Raw genomic sequence first — 24,656 nt, forward strand, 5'->3', positions numbered from 1 at the left:
CCCGCGTGCCGCGCGGTGCCTGCCCTGTCAGCCGCGCACCGCGGCCTCCACGGCGGCGATCCGCCTCTCGGGGCCCTCGTCGGCCACCGCGGGCTCGCGCAGCGCCTGCACCAGTGCCGCGGCCGCGTGCTCCGGGGTCATCGGGACGAGCCCCGCTCCCCCGTCGATCATGATGCCGTCGAAGGTGCTGCCGTAGATCTCGGCGAGCCGTCCGGTGTCGATCACCGGCTGGAGCGAGCCGTCGTCGGTGGCCTGCATGGACAGGAACTCGCTGATCGTGCGCTCGCTGAAGGGCAGTTCCACGTCGGCGGCCTGCAGCCACACCCAGCCGGACACCGCGGGCTCGGCGAACTCCTGCATCGCCCGCTCGATCTCCGCCGCGTCGATGCCCTGCGCCTCCCCGGTGGCCTGCAGTTCGACAGGCTCGTTCCGCCCCGTCTCGGCCCGCCGGACGAACGCCGCCCGCACCGTCTCGGCCGCGGCGGCGACATCGATGGCGGCACCTGTCTCACCAAGGTCCGCGATGGCCTGCCCGTCCTCGAAGGTGATGCCGGCCTCCCGGGGCTCCTCGCCGTCCCCGCCGCCGGCCAGGGCGGCGGCGTCGGCCAGGGCGGCGGTCAGCTTCTCCTCGTCCACCGCGTACACCGGTTCGGTGACGCGCTCGGCGCCGAACAGCGAGCCGATCACGGTGATCGGGTTGTAGTCCTGCACCGACGCGGCCCGCACGGTCGCCTCGGTGTCGATGACCAGTCCGGCGACGCCCGGCTTGAGCTCCACCTCCTGGTCGCCGACCACCAGCGTCAGCGGAGAGTTGGCGGACTCGTCCAGCGCGGCGTCCAGTTGGTTCACGGCCGCCTGGGTGCTGCTGCCGCCGATGTCGTGCCCCAGCACCGTGGTGCCCTTGGGGACCTCCTCGGGGTCGAGCACCAGGCCGGCGCCGTAGGCGACCGTGAGGCCACCGACCAGGGCCACGGCCAGCAGCTTCAGCTTGGAGCGGCTCTTGCGCGGCGCCGGTTCGTCCTCCGGCTCCGCGGCGGGCCCGGGGGCTGGCGCGGAGACCGCCGGAGGCGGGAGCGGGCCGGACGGGCTGCCGGGCCGGCCGAGGCCGAAGGGGTCGGGGATCACCGGCAGGGCCGCGGTGTCCGCCGAGGAGCGGGCGGGAGCCGGCGGCAGCGGGCCGCCCAGATCCATGGTGGTGGGCCCGCCGTTGTCCTCGACGTCCTCCGTGCCGCCGGGGGGCGGCGGGGCGGAGGACGCCGCCGCCATGACCGCCGGCATCTCCCCGGTGGCCGGGCCGGTGGTGGGGCCGCTGGGGCCTCCGCCGCGCGGCGGCGGAGGGGGCAGCGGAGTACTGCCGTCCCGGACCGGGAGCGGCGGCATTCCGCCCGCGGGTGCCGGCGGTTCCGGCTGCGGGCCGGGTCCGCCGGACTCCCGTTCCTGCTGCCGGCGGTACCACTCCGGAGGGGTCTGCTCCGCCTCCGGCACCCCGCCGGCCGGCGTCTCGCCGGACGGCGGCTTGCGCGGCTGGAACCAGGAGCTGGTCTTCTTGGCCGGTGCTGCGGCGTCCCCGCCGGAGCCGGCCGGCGAGGCGGCGGCGTCCGCGGCGGTCTCGTCGCCCGGCGGCGCCGGCTCCGGGGTCCCCTCGACGGTCTCACGCACGACGACCGGCGGGATGGGCCGGGATCCGGGGATGTTGATACGCACCCGGGTCGTCATCGTGGTCTCGGTCTTCTTCTCCTCCGGCTGCGGAGCGCTGCTGGCAGCGGGTGTGCCGTACGGCCCCCGGGACGAAGGGGACGAACTGTCAGTTTCACGACTCAAGGCAGGATCTCCCGGTTGGCTACACCGGCCGGCCCGGAACACGACCGGGAACCGGCGGCGAGCCCCACGATACTGGGGTCGCGCATGTGTTATCGCCCGCCGGGTGCCCACTTGTGCGGGGCACTTCCGTGCGACCGCCGGCCGGCCTGCGGGGTCTTCCCGCCAAGAGGCTTGCGCCGCAGCGCAGTTGCCGCCCATCCGGTCCGGCCGTGACCGGCCGGACCGGCCACCGAACGAAAGGGGACGAACCGGACGGCGGGGCCGCGGCGGGGCGGCCGGGCCGCCTCAGGGGGCCACCGGAGGCGCCGTCGGGCGGTCAGCGGCGGTCCGGCACCGCGAACATCGGCCGCTCGGTGGGTGCCAGCGTGGCGCACAGCACCGCCACCGTCATGCCTCCGAGGAGGAACAGGTAACTGCCGAGGCCGGCGGCGAAGACGAAGTCGCCCTGCGGCCGGGAGGCGGTCAGCAGCAGCACGGTCAGCGCCCAGCCCGCGGCCGGGACGGCCGCGCCCACCCGGGTGCGCGTCACCAGGGCGCCGCCCCAGAACAGCCCCGCGGCACCGCCCAGGGCGAGCAGCAGCCCGAACGGGAACCAGCCCGCCTGCACCAGGGAGCCCGCCGCGCCGGTGAGCACGCCCAGCACGGCGAGCACCGGGTAGCCGATCAGCCGCGCGGCACTCATGACAGCCCCGCGAAGATGTCGCCGGAACCGGCCGGCACGGGCTCGCCGGCCGCCACCAGGAAGTACTCCTCGCCCCACAGTGGCTGCGCGAGTCCGTTGGAGAGGGCGAAGACCCGGTCCCCCGGGGCCACCTCGATCTGCGTCGCGTGCGCCCGCATGGCCGCCGCCTTCGCCGCCACCTGGGCGGCGGTGCCCCGCACGGCGAGCGACACCTGTTCGTCCGCGACCACCCCGGGGATGTCGGAGAGGGCGGCGACACCGCGGAACGGTCCCGGTTCCGCGGCCCGCAGTGCCGCCAGCTCACGCTCCGCGGCGGAGCGCGGCACGCAGTTCCACAGGACGCGGGCGACGCGGTGCCGGCCGGCGGCCAGTCCGGCCCCGCGCATGGCGACCCGGTGGGCCTGGATGTGGTCGGGGTGGCCGTACCCGCCCTCCGGGTCGTAGGTGATGAGCACCTGCGGCCGGACCTCGGCGATCACCTCCGCCAGAGCGGCGCCGGCCTCGTCGGTGCCGGCCCGCCAGAAGGCGTGCGGCCGGTCGTTGGAGGGCGCGCCCATCATGCCGGAGTCGCGCCAGCGGCCCGCCCCGCCGAGGAAGCGGTGGTCCGTGACGTTGAGCTCGGCCATCGCCGCCGCCAGCTCCCGGGCCCGGTGCGGACCGAGCCGGTCCTCCCGGTCGGGTGCGAGGTGGGCGAGCTCTCCGGGGATGACTTCGCCCTCCTCCCCCTGGGTGCAGGTGACCAGCGTCACCCGGGCGCCGCTGCCGGCCGCGGCGGCCATCGTGACGCCGTTGGTGATCGACTCGTCGTCGGGGTGCGCATGCACCAGCAGCACGCTGCGTTCCATACCGGTGAGCCTATCCCCCGCCGGCCGGCGGCCGGTCCGGTGCCCGCCACGCCGGCACCGGTCACGGCACCCGTCAGAAGCTGAGACCGCTGATCATTCCCGCCACGTTGGACGTCACCTCGTTGATGGTCGGCGCTACGGAGGAACTGGCGAGGAAGAAGCCGAACAGGACACAGACCAGCGCGTGCACGCCCTTCAGGCCCGACTTCCTGACCAGCAGAACGACAATGATCGCCAGCAACACCACTGCGGAGATGGAGAAGGCCACCGCGGATCACCTCCAGGGGGACGTGGTCGGATCAGGGCAGGGCCAATGACAGTGTCCTACCCACCATGCGCCACGGATCTTAACTGTCGGTGAGTGGGCACGTCGCGGTGCATGGGTGCAGAACAGGGGCGCACGGCCACCGCCGGAGGGTTGACGCCGCGGCAACGCGCACGACACCCGGGGGAGACGCGGGAGCCGGACACTGGGACGACACGGCCGTGCGGGTGCCGTGGCCCGGGCCCCGGGGGCGGTTCGCCAGGACCGCCCCCGCCGGGTGCGGCGGCGCCCGGCGCTCAGTCGTGGGCGACATGCTGCTTCTCCTCCGCGAAATGACAGGCCGAGGGGTGCGTCACCGGCCCGTGGGCGCCACGCAGCGGCTCGGGGGTGGCCAGCGGCGGCTCCTCGCGCGCGCAGCGCTCCCGCGCCTTCCAGCAGCGGGTGCGGAACCGGCAGCCGGAGGGGGGATCCGCCGGGGACGGCACGTCACCCTCCAGGATGATCCTTTCCCTCCGGTGGGTGACCTCCGGGTCGGCCACCGGCACGGCGGAGAGCAGCGCCTGGGTGTACGGGTGGGTGGGGTGGTCGTAGATCTCCTCGTCGGTACCGGTCTCCACGATCTTGCCCAGGTACATCACGCCGACCCGGTCGGAGATGTGCCGCACGATGGACAGGTCGTGGGCGATGACCATGTAGGACAGACCGAACCGGTCCTGCAGGTTCTCCATCAGGTTGATGACCTGGGCCTGCACCGAGACGTCCAGCGCGGAGACCGGCTCGTCGGCCACGATGATCTCCGGGTTGAGGGCGAGCCCGCGGGCGATGCCGATGCGCTGGCGCTGGCCGCCGGAGAACTGGTGCGGATACCGGTTGATGTACTCCGGGTTCAGCCCGACGACGTCCAGCAGCTCCCGCACCCTGCGGCGCCGGTCCCCCTTGGGCGCCACCTCCGGATGGATCTCGAAGGGCTCCCCGATGATGTCGCCGACCGTCATCCGCGGGTTCAGCGAGGTGTACGGGTCCTGGAACACCATCTGGATGTTCCGCCGCACCGCCTTCAGGGCCCGGCGGGAGAGCCCGGCCAGGTCCTCGCCCTTGTACCGGATACTGCCGGCGGTGGGATGCTCCAGGTTCACCATCAGCCTGGCGACGGTGGACTTGCCGCAGCCGGACTCCCCCACGATCCCCAGCGTCTCGCCCGGGTACAGCGCGAAGCTCACCCCGTCCACCGCCCGCACGGCGCCGGTCTGCCGTTTGAAGAGGATGCCCTGGGTGAGCGGGAAGTGCTTGACCAGGCCGTGGACCTCCAGGATCGGATCGCGGGTGCTAGCGCTCACCGAGCGTCTCCTTCCAGAAGTGGCAGGCGCTGCTGCGGCCCTCGCCCATGCCCTCGTACAGCGGCGGCGGGTCGGTGACACAGATGTCCCGGGCCAGCGGGCAGCGGGGGTGGAACGGGCAGCCCGGCGGCACGTGGAGCAGGTTGGGCGGCAGGCCCTTGATGGCGTAGAGCTCCTTGCCCTTGCGGTCCAGCCGGGGCACGGACTCCAGCAGTCCCTTGGTGTAGGGGTGCGCCGGGCTCCGGTACAGGTCACGGACGGGGGCGTGCTCCACGATGCGCCCGGCGTACATCACCGCGATCCTGTCGGCGACGTCGGCGACCACTCCGAGGTCGTGGGTGATCAGGATCAGGCCCATCCGGTACTCGCGCCGGAGCTCGGAGAGCAGGTCCATCACCTGCGCCTGCACGGTGACGTCCAGCGCCGTGGTCGGCTCGTCCGCGATGATCAGCGCGGGCTCCAGGGCGAGCGCCATCGCGATCATGATGCGCTGGCGCATGCCGCCGGAGAACTGGTGCGGATAGTCGTTGACCCGCTCCCGCGCCGCCGGGATGCGCACCCGGTCCATCAGCTCGACCGCCTTGGCCTTGCCGTCCTTGCGGGACATCCCCCGGTGCACCCGGAACATCTCGGCGAGCTGGATGCCGACCGAGTGCACCGGGTTCAGCGAGGACAGCGCGTCCTGGAAGATCATGGCCATCTGTTCGCCGCGGATGGCACGGCGCTCCTCGCGGCTCGCCCGGAGCAGGTCGCGGCCCCGGAAGAGGATCCGGCCGCCGGTGATCCGTCCGGGCGGGATGTCGAGGATGCCCATGACGGCCTGCGCGGTCACCGACTTGCCGGAGCCCGACTCCCCCAGGACCGCGAGCGTCTGCCCGGCGTCCACCGCGTAGCTGACGCCGTTGACGGCCCGCACGGTGCCGTCGCGGGTGGCGAACTCCACGTGCAGGTCCTTCACGTCCAGCAGAGGCGTACCGGGGGCTTCGGTCACGGTGGGCACTCCCTCAGCGCAGCTTGGGATCGAGGGCGTCGCGGACCGCGTCGCCGAGCATGATGAAGGCGAGCACGGTGATGCTCAGGGCGGCGGCCGGATAGAGCAGGATGTGCGGGGCGTTGCGGAACTGCATGCCGTCCGAGGCGATGGAGATGTCCACCCCCCAGGAGACGGTGGGCGGGCGCAGGCCGACACCCAGGAAGCTCAGGGTCGCCTCCAGGGCGATGAAGGTGCCCAGCATGATGGTGGCCATGACGATGACGGGGGCGATCGCGTTGGGCAGGATGTGGCGCAGCAGCAGCCGGGTACTGCCGGCGCCCAGCGCACGGGCGGCCTGCACGTAGTCGTTCTGTCTGACGGTGATGACCGAGCCGCGGGCGATGCGCGCGATCTGCGGCCAGCCCAGGGCGGCGATGACCAGGACCACGGGCCAGATGCCGCCGAGCCGGACCATGCTGAGGAAGACGATGGCGCCCAGGATCATCGGGATGCCGAAGAACACGTCGGTGACCCGGGAGAGCAGGGCGTCCCAGAAGCCGCCGAAGAACCCGGCCAGCCCGCCGATGACGCTGCCGACCAGTGCCACGCCGAGGGTGGCGCACACACCGACCGCGATGGAGGCGCGGGCGCCGTAGACGGTGCGGGTGTAGACGTCGCAGCCCTGGGTGTCGAAGCCGAACCAGTGGCCGGGGGCGGGGCCGTCCAGTGAGCGGCCGAGTTCGCAGCGCAGTGGGGACCGGGTGGCGATGAGGCCGGGCCACAGCGAGATGACCACCAGGAAGCAGATCAGCAGGGCGGAGATCAGGAAGACGGGGTTGCGGCTCAGGTCGTGCCAGGCGTCGGACCACAGGCTGCGGGCCCGGCCCGGTTCGGGAGCGGCTTGGGCCGGGGCCTGCGGGGCGACCGGGACGGCCGAGGGTTCAGTCATAGCGGATCCTCGGATCGAGCACGGCGTACAGGAGGTCGACGAGCAGGTTGGCGAGCAGGAAGATCAGCACCAGGACCACCACGAACCCGACCACGGTCGGCGAGTTCTGCCGCAGGATGCCCTGGAACAGCTGGTAGCCGACGCCCTGGATGTTGAAGATCCGCTCGGTGACGATCGCTCCGGCCATCAGCAGGCCGATGTCCGCGCCGAGGTAGGTGACGACCGGGATGAGGGAGTTGCGCAGCAGGTGACGGACGGTCACCCGGCGCCTCGGCAGCCCTTTGGCGACGGCTGTCCTGATGTAGTCGGCGCGGGTGTTCTCGGCGACGGAGGTCCGGGTGAGCCGGGTGACGTAGGCGAGGGAGACCAGGGCGACGATCAGGCCCGGCACGATCAGTTCCCCGAAACGGCCCTCGGCGCTGACCGCCGGGTTGATCCAGCCGAGTTCGACACCGAGGAAGAACTGGAGCGTGGTGCCGAGCACGAAGGTGGGGATGGCGATCACGACCAGGGTGAGCATCAGGACGGTGGTGTCGACGGCCCTGCCGCGGTTCAGGCCGGTGACCACGCCGAGCAGGATGCCCAGGACGATCTCGAAGGCGATGGCGACCAGCATCAGCCGGAAGCTGATGGGGAACGCCCGGCCCATCAGCTCGGTGACCGGGCGGCCGTTGAAGGCGGTCCCGAAGTCACCGGTGAAGATCTTGCCCATGTAGAGCAGGTACTGCTGCCACAGCGGCCGGTCGAGGTTGAACTCCTGGCGCAGCCGCTGGGCCGTGGCCGGGTCCGGCGCCCGGTCGCCGAACAGGCCGGCCACCGGGTCGCCCAGCGCGTAGACCATCACGAAGATGAGAAAGGTCGCTCCGATGAACACCGGGATCATCTGGAGCAGGCGGCGGATGACGTAGCGCCCCACGGGTCCTCCTTGTGGACGAGGGACGGGAGCCGGAGGGCCCGCGCCGGCCGGCCGCCGCCGGTGGGGAAGGCGGACGGCGGGCCGGCGCGATGTCCGGGCGGGCGCGTGTCAGTCGACGGTGATCTCGGTGTAGACCGGCACCGAGAAGGGATCGAGCCGGACGTTGCTCACCCGCTCCGAGTAGCCGGCGGTGCCGTTCTGGTACCACAGCGGGATGGCCGGCATGTCACGCACCAGTACCTCCTCGGCCTCCTGGAAGAGGTCGACGGCCTCGTCCTCGTCGTCGGCGGAGTTGGCCTCGTCCACGAGCCGGTCGAACTCCTCGCTGCTGTACTCGGCGTCGTTGGAGGAGGCGTTGGTGTAGTAGATGGGCTGCAGGAAGTTCTGGATCAGCGGGTAGTCCATCTGCCAGCCGGTGCGGAACATCCCCGTCATGTTGCGGGCCTGGATCTCGTTCCGGTAGTCGGCGAAGGTCGGGATGGGGTTGACCGTGCAGGCGCCGGTGTCGTCGAGCACGTTGTTGATGCTGTTGCAGGCGGCGTCCATCCACTGGCGGTGCGAGCCGGTGTCGACATTGGAGGTGAGGGTGACGCGGCCGCCGGGCAGACCGCCGCCCTCCTCGATGAGTTCCCTGGCCCGGTCCGGGTCGTACTCGCAGAACTCTCCGCACAGGCCTTCCCGGTAGCCGCCGGCCTCGCCGAGGACGGGCGAGGTGTAGTCGGTGGCCGGGGTGCGGGTGCCGTAGAAGATCCGCTCGGTGATCTCCTCGCGGTTGATCGCCATCGACAGGCCCTGCCGGACCTTCGCCATGTCCTCGCCCTGCCATGCCTCGTCGTAGAGGGGGAAGGAGATGCTCTGGATGATGCCGGCCGGCTCGTTGATGTAGCGGTCGCCGAGATCGGATTCGGCGTTCTGCAGCTGCTGGGAGGGGACGTCGTCGATGATGTCGAGGTTTCCGGCCTGCAGGTCGGTGTAGGCGGTGTTGGTGTCGGTGTAGACCCGCAGCTCCACGCCGTCGTTCCGGGCCTCGTCGTCCCCGTTGTAGTCCTCGTACTTGACCAGGTTCATGGACTGGCTGCGGGCGTAGGAGTCGACCATGTAGGGGCCGTTGCCGACCGGCTTCTCCAGCCAGGCGTCGTGGTCGTCGAAGAACATCCGCGGCAGCGGGACGTAGGCGTTGTAGCCGAGGGTCTCGGGCCACAGGGAGAACGGTTCGGTCAGCCGGACGGTGAACGTCGTGTCGTCCACGACCTCCAGGCCGCTGAGGGTGTCGGCGGTGGGGGACGCGTCCTCATCGGTGGGGTGGACGTCCTCGTAGCCGTCGATGAACTGGAAGAAGTAGCTGTTGACCTGGGTGTTGTCGATGTGTGCGCCGTAGTTCCAGGCGTCCACGTAGGACTGGGCGGTGACCGGGGTGCCGTCCTGGAAGGTCCAGCCCTCCTCGATCGTGACGGTGAAGTTCTGCTGGTCCTCGGTCTCGATCGACTCGGCCATGGCGTCCTCGGCCTCGCCGGTGTCCGGGTTGTAGCGTTTGAGACCGCGGAAGATCATGTCGAGGACCTTGCCGCCCTGCACCTCGTTGGTGTTGGCGGGCTCCAGCGGGTTCTGCGGGTCCCCCCAGGAGGCGCGGATGATGGCGTCTCCGTTGCCGGAACCGGTGCCGCCCCCGCCGTTCCCGTTGTTGCCGCACGCCGTGGCCAGCAGGGCGATAGCCGTAGTACCGGCAACGGCGCAGATCAGGCGCGTGCCTGCACGCATGGGGTGCCTCCTTGGAGCTGCCTGATGTCACATCGGACACCCCATAAGATCGCTTACGCCCTCTTTGTGCACGCAGGACGCCCGACCGGATGCGGACTGTCGCACAAATACGCCCGGATGCCGGACCTCCGGCCCACCCTCCGGGGGCCCCGGGCCGGACCGCCGCGTTCCGGACGGCGAAAGGGCCGCCGGCGCGCGGATGTCCTCCGCACGCCGGCGGCCCGGCCGGCCGCAGCCCGGCTCAGCTGTGCACGACGTCCCGCTCCTCGGCGAAGTGGCAGGCCGATTCGTGGGCGGCGCGGGAGCCGGTGCCCCGGAAACGCTGGGGGACGGCCAGCAGCGGCACCTCCTCGGCGCACTTGTCCTGCGCCTTCCAGCAGCGGGTCCGGAACCGGCAGCCCGACGGCGGGTTCGCCGGGGAGGGCACGTCGCCGGTCAGCAGGATCCGCTCGCGGGTGTCCCGGACCGAGGGGTCCGGCTGCGGCACGGCGGAGAGCAGCGCCTGGGTGTACGGATGGGTGGGGTGGTCGTAGATCTCCTCGTCGGTGCCGATCTCGGCCATCTTCCCCAGGTACATCACGCCGACCCGGTCGGAGATGTGCCGCACGATGGACAGGTCGTGGGCGATGAACATGTAGGACAGGTTGAACTCGTCCTGCAGTTTCTCCATCAGGTTGATGACCTGGGCCTGCACCGAGACGTCCAGCGCGGAGACCGGCTCGTCGCAGATGATGATCTCCGGGTTGAGCGCCAGGCCGCGGGCGATGCCGATGCGCTGGCGCTGGCCGCCGGAGAACTGGTGCGGGTACCGGTTGATGTACTCCGGGTTCAGCCCGACGACGTCCAGCAGCTCCCGTACCCTGCGGCGCCGGTCCCCCTTGGGCGCGGCGTCCGGGTGGATCTCGAAGGGCTCCCCGATGATGTCGCCGACCGTCATCCGCGGGTTCAGCGAGGTGTACGGGTCCTGGAACACCATCTGGATGTTCCGCCGCACCGCCTTCAGGGCGCTGCCGGACAGCCGGGAGATGTCCTCTCCCTTGTAGATGATCTGGCCGGAGGTGGGCTGCTCCAGGTTCATCAGCAGCTTGGCGACGGTGGACTTGCCGCAGCCGGACTCTCCCACGATCCCCAGCGTCTCGCCCCGGTTGAGCGTGAAGGAGATGTCGTCCACGGCCTTGACCGCGCCGATCTGCCGCTTGAAGAGGATGCCGCGGGTCAGCGGAAAGTGCTTGACCAGGTTGCGGACCTCCAGGATCGGCTCAGCCATGGATGGTCTCCTTCCAGAAGTGGCAGGCGCTCGCCCGGCCGCCGAGCGGAGCGCCGTCCGGCTCGGTCACATCGAGCAGCGGCGGGACGTCCGTGCGGCACACGTCCCTGGCCTGCGGGCAGCGCGGGTTGAAGGCGCAGCCGACCGGGATGTCCGTCAGGCTCGGGGGCAGGCCCTTGATGGCGTAGAGCTCGTGGCCCTTGTGGTCCAGGCGGGGGATCGACTCCAGCAGCCCCTTGGTGTAGGGGTGTGCGGGACGCTTGTAGAGCTCGTGCACGGGGGCGGTCTCCACGATCCGCCCGGCGTACATCACCGCGATCTTGTCGGCGACGTCGGCGACCACACCGAGGTCGTGGGTGATCAGGATGAGCCCCATGTCGTACTCGCGCTGGAGCTCGGAGAGCAGGTCCATCACCTGCGCCTGCACGGTGACGTCCAGTGCCGTGGTCGGCTCGTCCGCGATGATGACGTCCGGTTCCAGGGCGAGCGCCATCGCGATCATGATGCGCTGGCGCATGCCGCCGGAGAACTGGTGCGGGTAGTCGTTGACCCGCTCCCGCGCCGCCGGGATGCGCACCCTGTCCATCAGCTCGATCGACTTGGCCCTGGCCTCCTTCCGGGACATCCCCCGGTGCACCCGGAACATCTCACCGAGCTGGAAGCCGACGGAGAGCACCGGGTTCAGCGAGGACAGCGCGTCCTGGAAGATCATGGCGATCTTGTTCCCGCGGATCCGCCGGCGCCGTTCCTCGGACATGGTCAGCATGTCCTCGCCGCGGAAGAAGATCTCACCGCCGGTGATCCTGCCGGGCGGCATGTCGAGGATGCCCATGATGGTCTGGGCGGTCACCGACTTGCCGGACCCGGACTCGCCGAGCACCGCCAGTGTCTCTCCGGCGTCCACGGTGTAGTTGACCCCGTTGACGGCCTTGGCCGCGCCCTCACGGGTGTGGAACTCCACGTGCAGGTCGCGGACTTCGAGCAGCGGAACGCCGGGGACGTCCGCCTTGGTCAGTTCAATCGACACGGCGTTCTCCGTTCGCTTCTCCGCTCACGCAGCCGGGGCGCGCGAAGGACGTGATGGGCCGCCCGGCGGCCGGGGTTGCGTCGCTCACAGCCGGCCCCCTCACCGGAGCTTGGGGTCGAGGGCATCGCGCACGGCGTCGCCCATCATCAGGAAGGCCAGGATCGTGAGGCTCAGCATGATCGACGGCATGACCAGCAGATGCGAGGCGATCCGGATGCGGTCCTTGCCGGTGTTGATGTCACCGCCCCAGGAGATGGCCGGGTCGGAGAGGCCGATTCCCAGGTAGGACAGCGTCGCCTCCGCCGAGATGTAGCCCCCGAGCGCCACCATGGCGACCACGATCACCGGAGCGATGGCGTTGGGCAGGATGTGCCGGGTCATGATCCGCCAGGTGCCCGCGCCCAGGGAGCGGGCCGCGGCCACGTAGTCGGACTGCTTGACGGAGATGACCGACCCGCGCATGACGCGTGCCACCGTGGTCCAGCCGAGGAAGGCGAGGGCCAGGATCACCACATAGGTGGTGCGCCCGTCGAAGGAGACCAGCACCACCATGGCACCGAGCAGGAACGGAATGCCCATGAAGACATCGACGAGCCGGGAGACCACGGCGTCGATCCAGCCGCCGAAGTAGCCCGCGACCATGCCGGTCAGGCTGCCGAAGACCAGCACGATGGCGGTGACACTGATACCGATCAGCACCGAGGCGCGCGTCCCGTAGATGATACGCGCGTAGATGCTCCGGCCGTGGATGTCGTAGCCCAGCCACTCCGGGGAGAAGAAATGGGTCAGCATCGGAGGCTGGAGACTGAGCGACCGGTCGCCGAGCCGCGGGCTGGCCGAGGTGAACAGGCCCGGGAAGGCCGCGATCACCAGGAAGAGCAGCACCAGACCGGCGGCTATCAGAAAGGTGGGCTTGCGCCGCAGGTCGTACCAGGCGTCGGACCACAGGCTGCGCGGCTTGCCGGGGGCGGGGCCGGTATCGGCCGCGGCGCCCGCCTCGGGCGGCACGGAGTCGGTGGCCCTGGTGTGGATCTCAGGCATAGCGAATCCTCGGGTCCAGGACCGCGTAGAGCAGGTCGACGAGCAGAGTGATCACGAGATAGACGATGACGATGAAGGTCACGACTCCCACGACGGTGGAGCCCTCCCGGCTCATCAGCGCCGAGTAGACCACCCGTCCGATGCCGTGGATGTTGAAGATGCCCTCGGTGACGATGGCACCGGCCATCAGGTTGCCGATGTCGACACCCAGGAAGGTCACCACCGGGATCATCGAGTTGCGCATCAGGTGCACACCGACGGCGCGCCTCTGGGTGAGGCCCTTGGCGCGCGCGGTGCGCATGTAGTCGGCCCGCTTGTTCTCCGCGATCGACGTACGGGTGAGCCGGGCGACGTACGCCAGCGACAGCGAGGCCAGGACGAGGGCGGGCAGCAGCAGCTGGCCCCAGGATTCGCTGTCCCGGACGGTGGGGCTGATCCAGCCCAGATTGTGGCCGAAGAAGACCTGGTAGGCATAGCCGATGACGAACACCGGCACCGAAATGAACAGCAGCGTGATGAAGAGCACCGTGGTGTCGATCCTGCTGCCGGCGCGGAGCCCGGCCAGCAGACCCATTCCGATGCCCAGGACGACGGTGATCAGCAGGGCCAGGGCGGTCAGCCGCAGGGTGACCGGCAGGGCGCTCATGATCACGTCGGAGACTTCCCGGCGGGTCGCGACCTGCGTCCCGAAGTCGCCCTGGAAGACGCCGGTGATGTAGTTCAGGTACTGCTGCCAGATGGGGAGATCGAGGCCCAGGCTCGCTCTCATCGCTTCCATCTGGTCTCTGTCGACACGCTGGTCTCCCCACAGCGCCCGCACCGGGTCACCCGGCAGGACGTACATCATGAGAAAGATCAGCAGGGTCGCCCCGATGAAGACCGGGATCATCTGGAGCAGTCGCCGCGCGACATAGCGCCCCATTGTTCCTCCATGTCAGGTTGCGGGGCCGACGGTCCGTTCCGGGGTCTTCCGGAACGGACCGTCGGCCCCATGGCACACGCGGTAGCGGCTCAGTCGGCCGCGCGGTGGTGCTTACTGCTGCGGGCGACCGTCAGTCGACAACCTGGATCTCGGTGATCAGCGGCTTGCCGAAGGTGTCGAAGTTGACGTTGGTGACCTTCTCGGAGTGGCCGGCGTTCACGTTGTAGGACCACAGCGGGATGGCCGGCATCTTCTCGAACAGGACCCGCTCGGCCTCCTGGTAGGCCGCGACGGTCTCCTCGACGGTGGCGGCGGAGTCACCCTCGGAGAACAGGCGGTCGACCTCCTCGTCGGAGAAGAAGCCGGTGTTGGCGCTGGAGTTGGTGCCGTACAGCTCCTTCATGAAGGAGACGTTCAGCGCGTAGTCCATGATCCAGCCACCGCGGTACATGGACTTGACCTCCTTCGCGTCACGCGCGTCGAGGTCGGTGGCGAAGTCCGGCTTCGGGTCGGTCAGGCAGGTGATGCCGGTGTTGTTCTCGATGTCGCTGCAGACGGCCTCGACCCAGTCCTGGTGGCCGCCGTCGGAGTTGTACTGGATGTGGATCTCGTTGTCGGGGACGCCGCCGGCCTCCTCGATGAGCTCCTTGGCGCGCTCCGGGTTGTACTCCATGATCTCGCCGCCGATGCCCGCCTCGTAGCCGCGGACGTTCGGGGGCACGAAGCTGTCGGCCGGCACGCGGGAGCCGAAGAGGATGGTCTCGGTGATCGACTCCCGGTCGATCGCCATGGAGATGCCCTGCAGGACGCGGGGGTCGGTGTCCTCCCAGTCCTCGCTGTACCAGACCGGCACGATGGACTGCATCGCGTTGTACGGCTGCGCGATGGCGCGGTCACCGAGGTCGTCCTCGTAGACCGGCAGGTTCTGCGGGTCCACCTGGCGCAGGACGTCCACGTTGCCGGAGACCAGGTCCTGGTAGGCGGCGTTCGGGTCGGTGTACATCGCGAACGTGACACCGCCGTTCTGCGCCTTGTTGTCGCCGGCGTAGTCGTCGTTGCGCTCGAGGACGATGGACTCGTTGTGGTCCCACGAGACGAACTTGTACGGGCCCTGGCCGACAGGGTTGCTGCCGAACTCCTCGGGGTCCTCGAAGAAGCTGTCCGGGTACGGCACGAACGGGGTGTAGGCCAGCTTGTAGTTGAAGTACGAGACCGGCTCCTCGAGCGTCACCGTGAAGGTGGTCTCGTCCACGACCTCGAGACCGGACATGGTCTCGCCGTCGCCGTAGCCCTCGATGTCCTCGAACCAGTAGCCGTTCTTCTGGCCGTTGGCCGGGTCGGCGGCCCAGTTCCAGGCGTCGACGTAGTTGTCGGCCGTGACGTCGGTGCCGTCGTGGAAGGTCCAGCCCTCGTTGAGGGTGACGGTCCACTCGGAGGCGTCGTCGTTGGGCTCGATCGACTCGGCGGCGACGTGGACCAGCTCGCCGTCGTCGTCGAAGTCCACCAGGTTGCTGAAGAGCTGGTCCAGGACGGTGCTGCCGTAGACCTCGTTGGTGTCCGTGGGGATGAGCGGGTTCTGCGGCTCCCCCAGGTCCACCACCAGAACGCCGTCGGGGTTGACGTCGCCGGCCGCTCCACCGCCGTCGCCGCCGTTGCCACCGTCATCACTGCCACAGGCCGTCGCGGCCATGGCCACGACGATTGCACCCGCTACCCACTTGGCGCTGCGTGCACCACGCATGGGGCTGCCTCCTTGGGAGTCCGCTTTCAATGCAGTCAAGAGCACCGGACCCACGGAGAGTTGACATCCGCACGCCCGGTCTCGCGCGGACGCGGCCGCCCCTTCCGCCCCCCGACGGCAAGGCAGTCACGCCCGATCGCAATGCCCCCAACTATTGGGCATAAACACAGGGCGAACCACCGGATCCTGATTTCATTTTGATGAAGATGAGAGGTTAACAAGTGGCAAAATCGGACAAATCAAGAGGGAACACTCTCCGCTATCCGGACTGATGTGACGCACACAACCCAATCTGTCCGAAAATCGAACAGCGGCCGGAACGCGACGCGGCGGCCCCCTTGACATGCCCGCAACCCTCTGGTGGATTCACGGCAAACCGGACCGACCGGTGTGCCGCTGCCACCCCGCGCCGGGGCGGCGGCCCGAGGGCCGGGACGCCGCCCGCGGAGGGCGCTACTGGCGCTTGGCCCGCGAAGCGGTGCGGGCGCGCTCCTTCTGGTCCAGGACCACCTTGCGGATGCGCACCTCGGCCGGCGTGACCTCCACGCACTCGTCCTCGCGGCAGAACTCCAGGGACTGCTCCAGGGAGAGCTTACGCGGAGGAACCAGGTTCTCCGTCGTATCGGCGGAAGCGGCACGCATGTTGGTGAGCTTCTTCTCCTTGGTGATGTTGACGTCCATGTCGTCGGAGCGGGAGTTCTCCCCCACGATCATGCCCTCGTAGACCTCCGTGCCCGGCTCGACGAAGATGGTGCCGCGCTCCTGGAGGTTGAGCATCGCGTACGGCGTGGCCACACCGGGCCGGTCGGCCACCAGCGAACCGCTGTTGCGGGTGCGCAGCTCACCGGCCCACGGCTCGTGCCCCTCGAAGATGCTGTGCGCGATGCCGGTGCCCCGGGTCTCGGTCAGGAACTCGGTGCGGAAACCGATCAGCCCGCGCGAGGGGACCAGGAACTCCATGCGCACCCAGCCCGAGCCGTGGTTCGTCATGGTCTCCATCCGGCCCTTCCGGCCTGCCATCAGCTGGGTGATGGCCCCCAGGTGCTCCTCCGGCGCGTCGATGGTCATCCGCTCCACCGGCTCGTGCAGCTTGCCGTCGATCTCCCGGGTGACCACCTCGGGCTTGCCGACCGTCAGCTCGAAGCCCTCCCGGCGCATCGTCTCCACCAGGATGGCCAGCGCCAGCTCACCGCGGCCCTGCACCTCCCAGGCGTCCGGCCGCTCCGTGGGCAGCACCCGCAGCGAGACATTGCCCACCAGCTCGCGGTCCAGCCGGTCCTTCACCAGCCGCGCGGTGACCTTGTGCCCCTTGCCGCCCTTGCCCACCAGCGGCGAGGTGTTGGTGCCGATGGTCATGGCGATCGCCGGCTCGTCCACGGTGATCAGCGGCAGCGCCACGGGATTGTCCGGGTCCGCCAGCGTCTCGCCGATCATGATGTCGGGGATGCCCGCCACCGCGCAGATGTCGCCGGGCCCGGCCTGCTCGGCCGGCTTGCGGGTCAGCGCGTCCGTCATCAGCAGCTCGGTGATCCGGACGTTCTGCGAGGAGCCGTCGCGCTTGAGCCAGGTGACGGTCTGGCCCTTCTTCAGGCTGCCCTGCTGGACGCGGCACAGCGCGATCCGGCCGAGGAAGTTGTCGGCGTCCAGGTTGGTGACGTGCGCCTGGAGCGGCGCCCCCTCCTCGTAAACCGGTGCGGGCACGTTCTCCAGGAGGGTGGTGAAGAACGGCTCCAGGCTGTCGCTGTCGGCCGGGACCGTGCCGTCGGCGGGCTGGGTCAGTGAGGCGACACCGTCCCGGGCGCAGGCGTAGACGATGGGGAACTCGATCTGCTCCTCGTCCGCGTCCAGGTCGAGGAAGAGGTCGTAGGTCTCGTCGACGACCTCGGCGATCCGCGAGTCCGGCCGGTCGGTCTTGTTGATGCACAGAATGACCGGCAACCGGGCCTGCAGCGCCTTGCGCAGCACGAAACGGGTCTGCGGCAGCGGACCTTCGGAGGCGTCCACCAGCAGGACCACCGCGTCCACCATGGACAGGCCGCGCTCGACCTCGCCGCCGAAGTCCGCGTGCCCGGGGGTGTCGATGATGTTGATGACGATCGGCTCGCCGCCGCCCTTGGGGTGGTACCGCACGGCGGTGTTCTTGGCGAGAATGGTGATGCCCTTCTCGCGCTCCAGGTCCCCGGAGTCCATGACCCGGTCGTCGACCTGCTGGTGGGACGTGAAGGCCCCGGCCTGCTTGAGCATGGCGTCGACGAGGGTCGTCTTGCCGTGGTCGACATGGGCGACGATGGCGACGTTACGGATGTCCTGGCGCGTGGGCATGCTGCGGAGCTTCTTCCGGTTCGGTGGCTGAGATGGCTCGGCAGACACGTGCACCGGCCTCGTCCGCCATCGTACGGTGCGGCCGGCCGGCACCGGAAAAGCAGTGCCCCGTGGCCCCTTGTCCCGCCGGACGGCGGCCCGGGGCCGGGGCGCCGGCCGGGTCCGTCACTTGCGGTAGCCGATGTCCTGGTACCGGGGCGTCGCCAGTCCGTGGGCTCCCACCCCCGCCAGGTCCGACCTCGCCGCCACCAGCTGCGGGCGCTGGTAGAGCGGCACGGAGCCGGCGACCGCCCAGATCCGCGCATCGGCGCGGTCCAGCAGCTTCGCGTGCTCCTTCTCGTCCAGTTCGCCCGCGGCCTGGTCCAGCAGCTGGTCGATGTGGTCGGTGCCGACCCGGGTGTAGTTCTGCTCCACGATAAGTTCTCCCCCCGCGATCGCCCGCGGCTTGGCGAACAGCGGCCGGGCGTCGGTGGCCGGATAGGCGGTGGCGGGCCAGGAGTACAGAGCCAGATCGAAGTCCCCGGAGGTGATGTGCTCGGCGAAGAACTCCTCCCCGTCCACCTCGGTCAGCTCGGCCCGCACCCCGACGCCGGCCAGCATCTCGGCGATCCGCCGGCCCGTCGCCCGCAGCTCCTCGCCCCCCGCGCCCGCGGGCACCACGAAACGCAGCCGCAGCTGCTCGTCCTGTCTGGTCCGCACCGGGGCGGCGAGTCGCTCGCTCAGCAGGCGGGACCACCGGGCGGCCTCCTTCGCCGCCCGGGCGGTGTCCCGGGCGGCCCGCTCCAGCCGGGGAGCCTCCCGGCCGCCCTCGCGCGCCGCGGCGCTCTGGGCCTTCGCCGCCTGACCGAGCAGCGCCGCACGCAGCCTCGCCGCCGGCGGAGCGGCGGTGAAGCGGGCCGCCGCCTCCGGAGTGCCGGAGGCTGCCTCGCGAAGCCGGTACGCGGCGCCCGCGGACTCCTCGGGGCGGCCCTGCCAGCCGGCCGCCTCCAGGTCCTGGGCAGCGGCCTTCGGCCCGGTGTCCCCCAGCGCCCCGCTGGTGTCCCGGTAACCGTGCTGGGCCGGCATCCGCAGATGGCTTCCCAGCGGGCGGACCGGCAGCCCGGCAGGCGCGTGCACCGCCTCGGCCAGCTTCTCGCGGTCCAGCGCCCGCGCGATCGCCCAGCGGACCCGCTCGTCGCTCAGCACCTCGCTGCGCCCGTTCATGGCCAGCTGGGTGTACGCGGGGGCGTAGGCGCGGTGCACGGTGTAGCCGCGCAGCCGCTTCCTGACCTCCTCCTCGCGCGCGGCGAAGGTCCGGTGGCGCAGCCGTTCGGCCGCGGCCACGGTCTCGGCGTGGTGCTCGGCGGCCCGTGCCGCCAGCGCCGCCGCCCGGGTGCGGGCGCGCTCCTTCCGCGCGCTGTCGCGGCCCGTGTCCCGGGCCGACTCCAGCTCCAGGCGGGCCCGCGCCCAGCGCTGCATGGCCTCGGCGATCTCCTGCCGGCTGCTCACCAGGCTGGTCGCCCCGTCGGGCGCCGCGGCGCCGGGGCGCCGCTCGGCGGCCGAGCGGATCCGGCCGGCCTCGCCCGGCCCGACCTCCACCACGTCGAGCCTGCCGCTGGTGAGGGCGTCCCGCCGCTGGTCGAACGGCACCTCGGTGAAGACGAGTTCGTCCAGCAGCGCGGGGGTGCCCCACCATTCCTTGCTGCGGACCAGGCGGATGGTTCCCTCCCCCCGGTCGACCTCGTCCAGCGCGAAGGGGCCGGCGGTGGCGGGAAGGCCGGTGCGGGACCCGTCGTTGAAGCTGCGCGCCTGTCCCGTCACCGAGCGCGGGTAGAGCGGTGTGAACAGTGATTTCCAGTCGGCGTAGGGCTTGGTGAAGGTGACATCGACCTGGTGCGGGGCGGGGCCCGGGCCGACCTTCTCCACCCGGTCGTAGCCGACGTTCCGGGCCGACCAGTAGGCGCTGTCCTGGCCGCCGAGGGCCTCCCACTGCGCCTCGAAGTCCGCCGCGGACAGGGGTTCGCCGTCGCTCCAGGCCGCGTCCGGGTGGAGCGTGTAGCGGACGGTCTGCCGGGGTTCGCGCGCGGTGATCTCGGCGGAGACCAGGTATTCCTCGTTCAGCTGGGGCCGGCCGTGCTCGTCCAGGGTGAACAGCGTCGGCAGCACCGCGGCGGCCACCTGGTCGGTGACCGGCCCGGCGTCGTACCGGAAGGCGTTGAAGGTGTCGGGCAGCCGGTCGATTCCCCAGGTGACGGCGGACCCCCGGGCGAGTTCGGAGCGGTCGGCGCGGGCGACGGCCCAGCCGGTGCCGCCGGCCCCGCTCACCCCCTCCCGGGCACCTCCGCATCCCGCCAGTGCGGGGGCGAGCAGCGCCGCCGTGACGAGAGCCGCCGCGTATCGCCGGGCCGGGCACCACCGCGCGGCGGTGCCGGTCGCTGACAGGCCTGACATGGTGTTACCTCCGGGGTCCGCCGGCCCTGTGCGATCCGCCCAGCTTTCCGGCTGATCACATGTATTACTCCACTGAAGTCGTCCCGCGGCTCCCCGGCCGGACGACACGGCGAGGGTCCACGGCGAGCCACCCGACCGGGCCAAGGGTCCGCCGCGGACACCGGCCGGGCGGCCCGGACGCAAGGATCCGGCCACCCATTGGGGGGAAACCGGTGCAGCGCCCTTCCCAACCCACTGTGTCGCGCGTCACACTCGCATCGTCCGGTGCTTCGACCACCACTGGAGGTGGTACGCGATGTCACTGCACGATGAGCTGCACGCCGCTCAGCGATGCCTGGAGGGTCTCGCCAGATGCGTGAGCAGGCTGGAGCAGGAGCTGGGCAGCCCACTGGAGGTCCGGCGGGTCCGCAGCGACACGGACCACCTGCGCGAGAGCCTGGCGCTGCTGGCGGCGGCGGCTCCCCCTCCGTCCGCCGCGCATCACGAGATGATCACCGTTCCGGAGGCGCCTTACGACCGCCGGCTGTGGACCGATTCCGACGACGAGGGCCTGGGAGCGGGCGGCCGCCGGGCGCCCTGACCGGCATGCCGGCCGCCCGCCATCCGTGACGGCGGTCCCGTGAGGGGCCGCGTCCGCTCCCGAAGGCCTTCCCGCCACGCCCTCCCTGCCCGACGGACTCCCCCAGGCAGTCCCCGACCGGAGACACCCTTGGCCACCGAAACCGAACCTCCCGCATCCCCCACCCCGCCCCGCGGCGGCGTCAACGGACCCGGCCGGGCGCCCGTCGGCGCCCGGCACCTGCGGACCGACCGGTGGTGGCTGGCGCCCACGATCACCGTCGTGGTGCTGACCGCCTTCGTCGTGTACGCCACCTGGCGGGCCTTCAGCAACGCGCACTACTACGCGGCCCCCTACGTCTCGCCGTTCTACTCCCCCTGTCTGGCGGAGAACTGCGCCGACATGAAGGCGGGCCCCAACTGGCCGCTGTTCGGCGACTGGTGGACGCTCTCCCCGGCGCTGATCTTCCTGGCCCTGCCCCTGGGGTTCCGGCTGACCTGCTACTACTACCGCAAGGCCTACTACCGCGCGTTCTGGGCATCCCCGCCGGCCTGCGCGGTGGCCGAGCCGCACCGCGCCTACACCGGCGAGACCCGCTTCCCGCTGGTGCTGCAGAACATCCACCGTTACTTCTTCTACCCGGCCGTGGTCATCGCGGTGATCCTCACCTACGACGCCGTTCTCGGGTTCCGCAACGCGGACTACGAGTGGGGGCACATGGGCCTGGGGACGGTGATCATGGTGGCGAACATCGCCCTGGTATGGGCCTACACCCTCTCCTGCCACTCCTGCCGCCACATCATGGGCGGCCGGCTCAAGAGCTTCTCCCGGCACCCGGTGCGCTACCGGCTGTGGACGTGGACCAGCCGGCTGAACGGCCGGCACATGGAGTACGCCTGGGCCTCGCTGGTCAGCCTGGCCGTGGCGGACTTCTACGTCTACCTGCTGGCCACCGGGCGCATCACCGACCCGGTGCTGTTCTGACACGGACCGCGGACCGACAGCCCGCCGAGAAGGGGAGAAGCGCGAACGATGAGCACAGTGGAGCGACAGGCGTGGGACGTGGTGATCGTCGGGGCCGGCGGAGCCGGGCTGCGGGCCGCGATCGAGGCCCGCGAGCAGGGTCTGCGGACCGCCGTGGTCTGCAAGTCCCTGTTCGGCAAGGCCCACACGGTGATGGCCGAGGGCGGGATCGCGGCCAGCATGGGCAACGCGAACGAGGCGGACAACTGGCAGGTGCACTTCCGCGACACCATGCGGGGCGGGAAGTTCCTCAACCAGTGGCGGATGGCCGAACTGCACGCGCGCGAGGCGCCGGACCGGGTCTGGGAGCTGGAGGCCTGGGGCGCGCTGTTCGACCGGACGAAGGACGGCCGGATCTCCCAGCGGAACTTCGGCGGACACGAGTACCCCCGCCTGGCCCACGTCGGGGACCGCACGGGCCTGGAGCTGATCCGTGCCCTCCAGCAGCGGGTCGTCGCCCTCCAGCAGGAGGACGCCGCCCGGCACGGTGATCACGAGGCCCGGCTGAAGGTCTTCCAGGAATGCACGGTCACCCGGGTCCTCACGGAGGACGGCGCCGGCGGGCGGGTGGCCGGCGTCTTCGGGTACGAGCGGGAGTCCGGCCGCTTCTTCGTCCTTCAGGCCCCCGCCGTGGTGCTGGCCACCGGAGGGGTGGGCAAGTCCTTCAAGGTGACGTCCAACTCCTGGGAGTACACCGGCGACGGCCACGCCCTGGCTCTGCTGGCCGGCGCCCCCCTGGTGAACATGGAGTTCGTGCAGTTCCACCCGACGGGCATGGTCTGGCCGCCGTCCGTCAAGGGCATCCTGGTGACGGAGTCGGTGCGCGGCGACGGCGGCGTCCTGCTGAACAGCGACGGCCGGCGCTTCATGTTCGACTACATTCCGGACGTCTTCCGCGAGCAGTACGCCGAGGACGAGGCCGAGGCCGACGGCTGGTACGACGACCCGGCCGCTCATCGCAGGCCCCCGGAGCTGCTGCCCAGGGACGAGGTTGCCCGGGCGATCAACGCCGAGGTGAAGGCCGGCCGCGGCTCCCCGCACGGCGGAGTGTTCCTCGACATCTCCACGCGGAAGCCGGCCGAGGAGATCAAGCGGCGGCTGCCGTCGATGCACCACCAGTTCAAGGAGCTGGCCGATGTCGACATCACCGCCGAGCCGATGGAAGTGGGGCCCACCTGCCATTACGTCATGGGCGGCGTCGACGTGGACCCGGACACCGCGGCGGCCACGGGAGTCCCGGGGCTGTTCGCCGCGGGCGAGGTAGCCGGCGGCATGCACGGCTCCAACCGGCTGGGCGGCAACTCTCTCTCCGACCTCCTGGTCTTCGGCCGCCGTGCCGGGCTGCACGCGGCGCGGTACGCCGCCTCCCTGGAGGAGTCCGGCCGCCCCTCGGTGTCCGACGCCGCCGTCGAGGCCGCGGCAGAGGAGGCCGTACGCCCGTTCCACCCGGCCGCCGGGGAACCGGAGCCCGGTTCCGGCCTCCCGCCGGAGAACCCCTACACCGTCCACCAGGACCTTCAGCAGATCATGAACGATCTCGTGGGGATCATCCGGAGCGAACCGGAGATGGCCGAGGCACTGCGGCAGCTCAAGAAACTGCGGCAGCGGGCGCGGCGGGTCGCCGTGGAGGGGCACCGGCAGTACAACCCCGGCTGGCACCTGGCCCTGGACCTGCGGAACATGCTGCTGGTCAGCGAGTGCGTCGCGCGGGCGGCACTGGAGCGCACCGAGTCCCGCGGCGGACACACCCGGGACGACCATCCGGCGATGGAGCGTGCCTGGCGCCGGGTGAATCTGCTGTGCACCCTCCGGACGGATCCGGAGCCCGCGGCGGACGACGGGCGGATCGCCCTGGCCCGGCGGGACCTGCCGCCCGTGCGCCCCGATCTGCTCTCCCTGTTCGAACGCGACGAGCTGGCGAAGTACCTGACCGACGAGGAGCTGACGAGCGAGTGACCACGGCGAGCAGCAGCTACGACGCCCACTTCAAGGTCTGGCGCGGCGATGCCGGCTCCGGGGCGCTGGAGGATTTCACCGTCCGGGTCAACGACGGCGAGGTGGTCCTGGACATCATTCATCGCCTGCAGGCGACCCAGGCGCCCGACCTCGCGGTGCGCTGGAACTGCAAGGCGGGCAAGTGCGGCTCCTGCAGCGCCGAGGTCAACGGCCGGCCCCAGTTGCTGTGCATGACCAGGATGTCGCTGTTCGACCCCGGGGAGACCGTCACGGTCACTCCGATGCGGACCTTCCCGGTGGTCAGGGACTTGGTGACGGACGTCAGCCACAACTACCGCAAGGCCCGGGAGATCCCTTCCTTCGTGCCTCCGGAGGGAGTGGGTCCCGGCGAGTACCGCATGCGCCAGGAGGATGTGGAGCGGTCGCAGGAGTTCCGCAAGTGCATCGAGTGCTTCCTGTGCCAGAACGTCTGCCATGTGATCCGGGATCACGAGGAGAACAAGGAGGCTTTCGCCGGCCCCCGGTTCCTCATGCGGATCGCCGAGCTGGACATGCACCCGCTCGACGACGCCGCGTCGCAGGGGGTGGACCGCGCACGCAGTGCCCAGGAGGAGCACGGCCTGGGGTACTGCAACATCACCAAGTGCTGCACCGACGTGTGCCCGGAGAACATCAAGATCACCGACAACTCGCTCATCCCCATGAAGGAGCGGGTGGCCGACCGGAAGTACGACCCGCTGGTGTGGCTCGGCAGCAGAATCCGCCGGCGGGGCGCGAAGGACTGATCCTCCGGACGCACCCCGGCCGGAGGCCTCGCGGTCG

At 70.6% G+C, this 24,656-nt stretch carries 20 protein-coding genes; 4 read left to right on the forward strand and 16 right to left on the reverse strand.

The window, feature by feature from the left end; genetic code table 11:
• Positions 1-27 precede the first annotated feature (27 nt).
• From ABD299_RS06565 to ABD299_RS06640, 16 genes are all read right to left on the reverse strand, one after another.
• Positions 28-1,716 (reverse strand): hypothetical protein, encoded by a 1,689-nt coding sequence (locus tag ABD299_RS06565; protein WP_344259552.1) that lies wholly within the window; start codon positions 1,714-1,716, stop codon positions 28-30.
• A 421-nt stretch (positions 1,717-2,137) separates the two neighbouring features.
• Positions 2,138-2,503, reverse strand: coding sequence for a DUF6113 family protein (locus ABD299_RS06570; RefSeq protein ID WP_344259553.1), 366 nt, complete (start codon positions 2,501-2,503; stop codon positions 2,138-2,140).
• Positions 2,500-3,348 (reverse strand): N-acetyl-1-D-myo-inositol-2-amino-2-deoxy-alpha-D-glucopyranoside deacetylase, encoded by an 849-nt coding sequence (gene mshB, locus ABD299_RS06575; RefSeq protein ID WP_344259554.1) that lies wholly within the window; start codon positions 3,346-3,348, stop codon positions 2,500-2,502. Before mshB ends, ABD299_RS06570 begins: the two co-directional genes overlap by 4 nt.
• A 73-nt stretch (positions 3,349-3,421) precedes the next feature.
• Positions 3,422-3,616: a DUF2304 family protein gene (locus ABD299_RS06580; RefSeq protein ID WP_344259555.1), complete on the reverse strand. Its 195-nt coding sequence runs from the start codon at positions 3,614-3,616 to the stop codon at positions 3,422-3,424.
• 293 nt (positions 3,617-3,909) lie between these two features.
• On the reverse strand, positions 3,910-4,950 hold the full coding sequence (locus tag ABD299_RS06585; protein WP_344259556.1) for an ABC transporter ATP-binding protein: 1,041 nt from the start codon (positions 4,948-4,950) through the stop codon (positions 3,910-3,912).
• A complete protein-coding gene (locus ABD299_RS06590; protein ID WP_344259557.1) occupies positions 4,940-5,941 on the reverse strand; it encodes an ABC transporter ATP-binding protein in 1,002 nt (333 codons plus the stop codon). Before ABD299_RS06590 ends, ABD299_RS06585 begins: the two co-directional genes overlap by 11 nt.
• Before the next feature lie 13 nt (positions 5,942-5,954).
• On the reverse strand, positions 5,955-6,872 hold the full coding sequence (locus ABD299_RS06595) for an ABC transporter permease (RefSeq protein ID WP_344259558.1): 918 nt from the start codon (positions 6,870-6,872) through the stop codon (positions 5,955-5,957).
• Positions 6,865-7,788: an ABC transporter permease gene (locus tag ABD299_RS06600; RefSeq protein ID WP_344259559.1), complete on the reverse strand. Its 924-nt coding sequence runs from the start codon at positions 7,786-7,788 to the stop codon at positions 6,865-6,867. The genes ABD299_RS06595 and ABD299_RS06600 overlap by 8 nt, the downstream gene beginning before the upstream one ends.
• A gap of 108 nt (positions 7,789-7,896) precedes the next feature.
• Positions 7,897-9,546 (reverse strand): peptide ABC transporter substrate-binding protein, encoded by a 1,650-nt coding sequence (locus ABD299_RS06605; RefSeq protein ID WP_344259560.1) that lies wholly within the window; start codon positions 9,544-9,546, stop codon positions 7,897-7,899.
• A 241-nt stretch (positions 9,547-9,787) separates the two neighbouring features.
• Complete coding sequence (locus ABD299_RS06610) at positions 9,788-10,813, reverse strand: ABC transporter ATP-binding protein (protein WP_344259561.1); 1,026 nt, start codon at positions 10,811-10,813, stop codon at positions 9,788-9,790.
• Positions 10,806-11,840 carry an ABC transporter ATP-binding protein gene (locus ABD299_RS06615; protein WP_344259562.1) on the reverse strand — a complete coding sequence of 345 codons (1,035 nt, stop codon included), beginning with the start codon at positions 11,838-11,840 and terminating at the stop codon, positions 10,806-10,808. Before ABD299_RS06615 ends, ABD299_RS06610 begins: the two co-directional genes overlap by 8 nt.
• Before the next feature lie 99 nt (positions 11,841-11,939).
• Positions 11,940-12,881 (reverse strand): ABC transporter permease, encoded by a 942-nt coding sequence (locus tag ABD299_RS06620; RefSeq protein ID WP_344259563.1) that lies wholly within the window; start codon positions 12,879-12,881, stop codon positions 11,940-11,942.
• Positions 12,874-13,803: an ABC transporter permease gene (locus ABD299_RS06625; protein ID WP_344259564.1), complete on the reverse strand. Its 930-nt coding sequence runs from the start codon at positions 13,801-13,803 to the stop codon at positions 12,874-12,876. Before ABD299_RS06625 ends, ABD299_RS06620 begins: the two co-directional genes overlap by 8 nt.
• A 130-nt stretch (positions 13,804-13,933) precedes the next feature.
• Positions 13,934-15,544, reverse strand: a complete 1,611-nt coding sequence (locus ABD299_RS06630; protein ID WP_344259565.1) for a peptide ABC transporter substrate-binding protein — start codon at positions 15,542-15,544, stop codon at positions 13,934-13,936.
• Between the two features lie 453 nt (positions 15,545-15,997).
• The gene (gene typA, locus ABD299_RS06635) at positions 15,998-17,866 is read right to left on the reverse strand and encodes a translational GTPase TypA (protein WP_344259566.1); all 1,869 of its coding nucleotides are present in this window, start codon (positions 17,864-17,866) and stop codon (positions 15,998-16,000) included.
• 165 nt (positions 17,867-18,031) lie between these two features.
• A complete protein-coding gene (locus ABD299_RS06640) occupies positions 18,032-20,296 on the reverse strand; it encodes an ABC transporter family substrate-binding protein (RefSeq protein WP_344259567.1) in 2,265 nt (754 codons plus the stop codon).
• Positions 20,297-20,591: 295 nt separating this feature from the next.
• Here ABD299_RS06640 and ABD299_RS06645 point away from each other — a divergent pair, with 295 nt between their 5' ends.
• From ABD299_RS06645 to ABD299_RS06660, 4 genes are all read left to right on the forward strand, one after another.
• Positions 20,592-20,876 (forward strand): hypothetical protein, encoded by a 285-nt coding sequence (locus ABD299_RS06645; protein ID WP_344259568.1) that lies wholly within the window; start codon positions 20,592-20,594, stop codon positions 20,874-20,876.
• Between the two features lie 129 nt (positions 20,877-21,005).
• Positions 21,006-21,839 (forward strand): hypothetical protein, encoded by an 834-nt coding sequence (locus ABD299_RS06650; RefSeq protein WP_344259569.1) that lies wholly within the window; start codon positions 21,006-21,008, stop codon positions 21,837-21,839.
• 48 nt (positions 21,840-21,887) lie between these two features.
• The gene (locus ABD299_RS06655; RefSeq protein ID WP_344259570.1) at positions 21,888-23,834 is read left to right on the forward strand and encodes a fumarate reductase/succinate dehydrogenase flavoprotein subunit; all 1,947 of its coding nucleotides are present in this window, start codon (positions 21,888-21,890) and stop codon (positions 23,832-23,834) included.
• Complete coding sequence (locus ABD299_RS06660; protein WP_344259571.1) at positions 23,831-24,619, forward strand: succinate dehydrogenase/fumarate reductase iron-sulfur subunit; 789 nt, start codon at positions 23,831-23,833, stop codon at positions 24,617-24,619. Before ABD299_RS06655 ends, ABD299_RS06660 begins: the two co-directional genes overlap by 4 nt.
• The last annotated feature ends 37 nt before the right edge of the window (positions 24,620-24,656 follow it).

This window comes from Streptomyces sodiiphilus (genome assembly GCF_039529215.1).
Lineage (GTDB): Bacteria > Actinomycetota > Actinomycetes > Streptomycetales > Streptomycetaceae > Streptomyces > Streptomyces sodiiphilus.

Coding starts and splice junctions, on each gene's coding strand:
- ABD299_RS06565 (WP_344259552.1), bottom strand. CDS start 1,716: ATGACGACCCGGGTGCGTATCAACATCCCCGGATCCCGGCCCATCCCG.
- ABD299_RS06570 (WP_344259553.1), bottom strand. CDS start 2,503: ATGAGTGCCGCGCGGCTGATCGGCTACCCGGTGCTCGCCGTGCTGGGC.
- mshB (WP_344259554.1), bottom strand. CDS start 3,348: ATGGAACGCAGCGTGCTGCTGGTGCATGCGCACCCCGACGACGAGTCG.
- ABD299_RS06595 (WP_344259558.1), bottom strand. CDS start 6,872: ATGACTGAACCCTCGGCCGTCCCGGTCGCCCCGCAGGCCCCGGCCCAA.
- ABD299_RS06605 (WP_344259560.1), bottom strand. CDS start 9,546: ATGCGTGCAGGCACGCGCCTGATCTGCGCCGTTGCCGGTACTACGGCT.
- ABD299_RS06610 (WP_344259561.1), bottom strand. CDS start 10,813: ATGGCTGAGCCGATCCTGGAGGTCCGCAACCTGGTCAAGCACTTTCCG.
- ABD299_RS06620 (WP_344259563.1), bottom strand. CDS start 12,881: ATGCCTGAGATCCACACCAGGGCCACCGACTCCGTGCCGCCCGAGGCG.
- ABD299_RS06625 (WP_344259564.1), bottom strand. CDS start 13,803: ATGGGGCGCTATGTCGCGCGGCGACTGCTCCAGATGATCCCGGTCTTC.
- ABD299_RS06630 (WP_344259565.1), bottom strand. CDS start 15,544: ATGCGTGGTGCACGCAGCGCCAAGTGGGTAGCGGGTGCAATCGTCGTG.
- typA (WP_344259566.1), bottom strand. CDS start 17,866: ATGCCCACGCGCCAGGACATCCGTAACGTCGCCATCGTCGCCCATGTC.
- ABD299_RS06640 (WP_344259567.1), bottom strand. CDS start 20,296: ATGTCAGGCCTGTCAGCGACCGGCACCGCCGCGCGGTGGTGCCCGGCC.
- ABD299_RS06645 (WP_344259568.1), top strand. CDS start 20,592: ATGTCACTGCACGATGAGCTGCACGCCGCTCAGCGATGCCTGGAGGGT.
- ABD299_RS06655 (WP_344259570.1), top strand. CDS start 21,888: ATGAGCACAGTGGAGCGACAGGCGTGGGACGTGGTGATCGTCGGGGCC.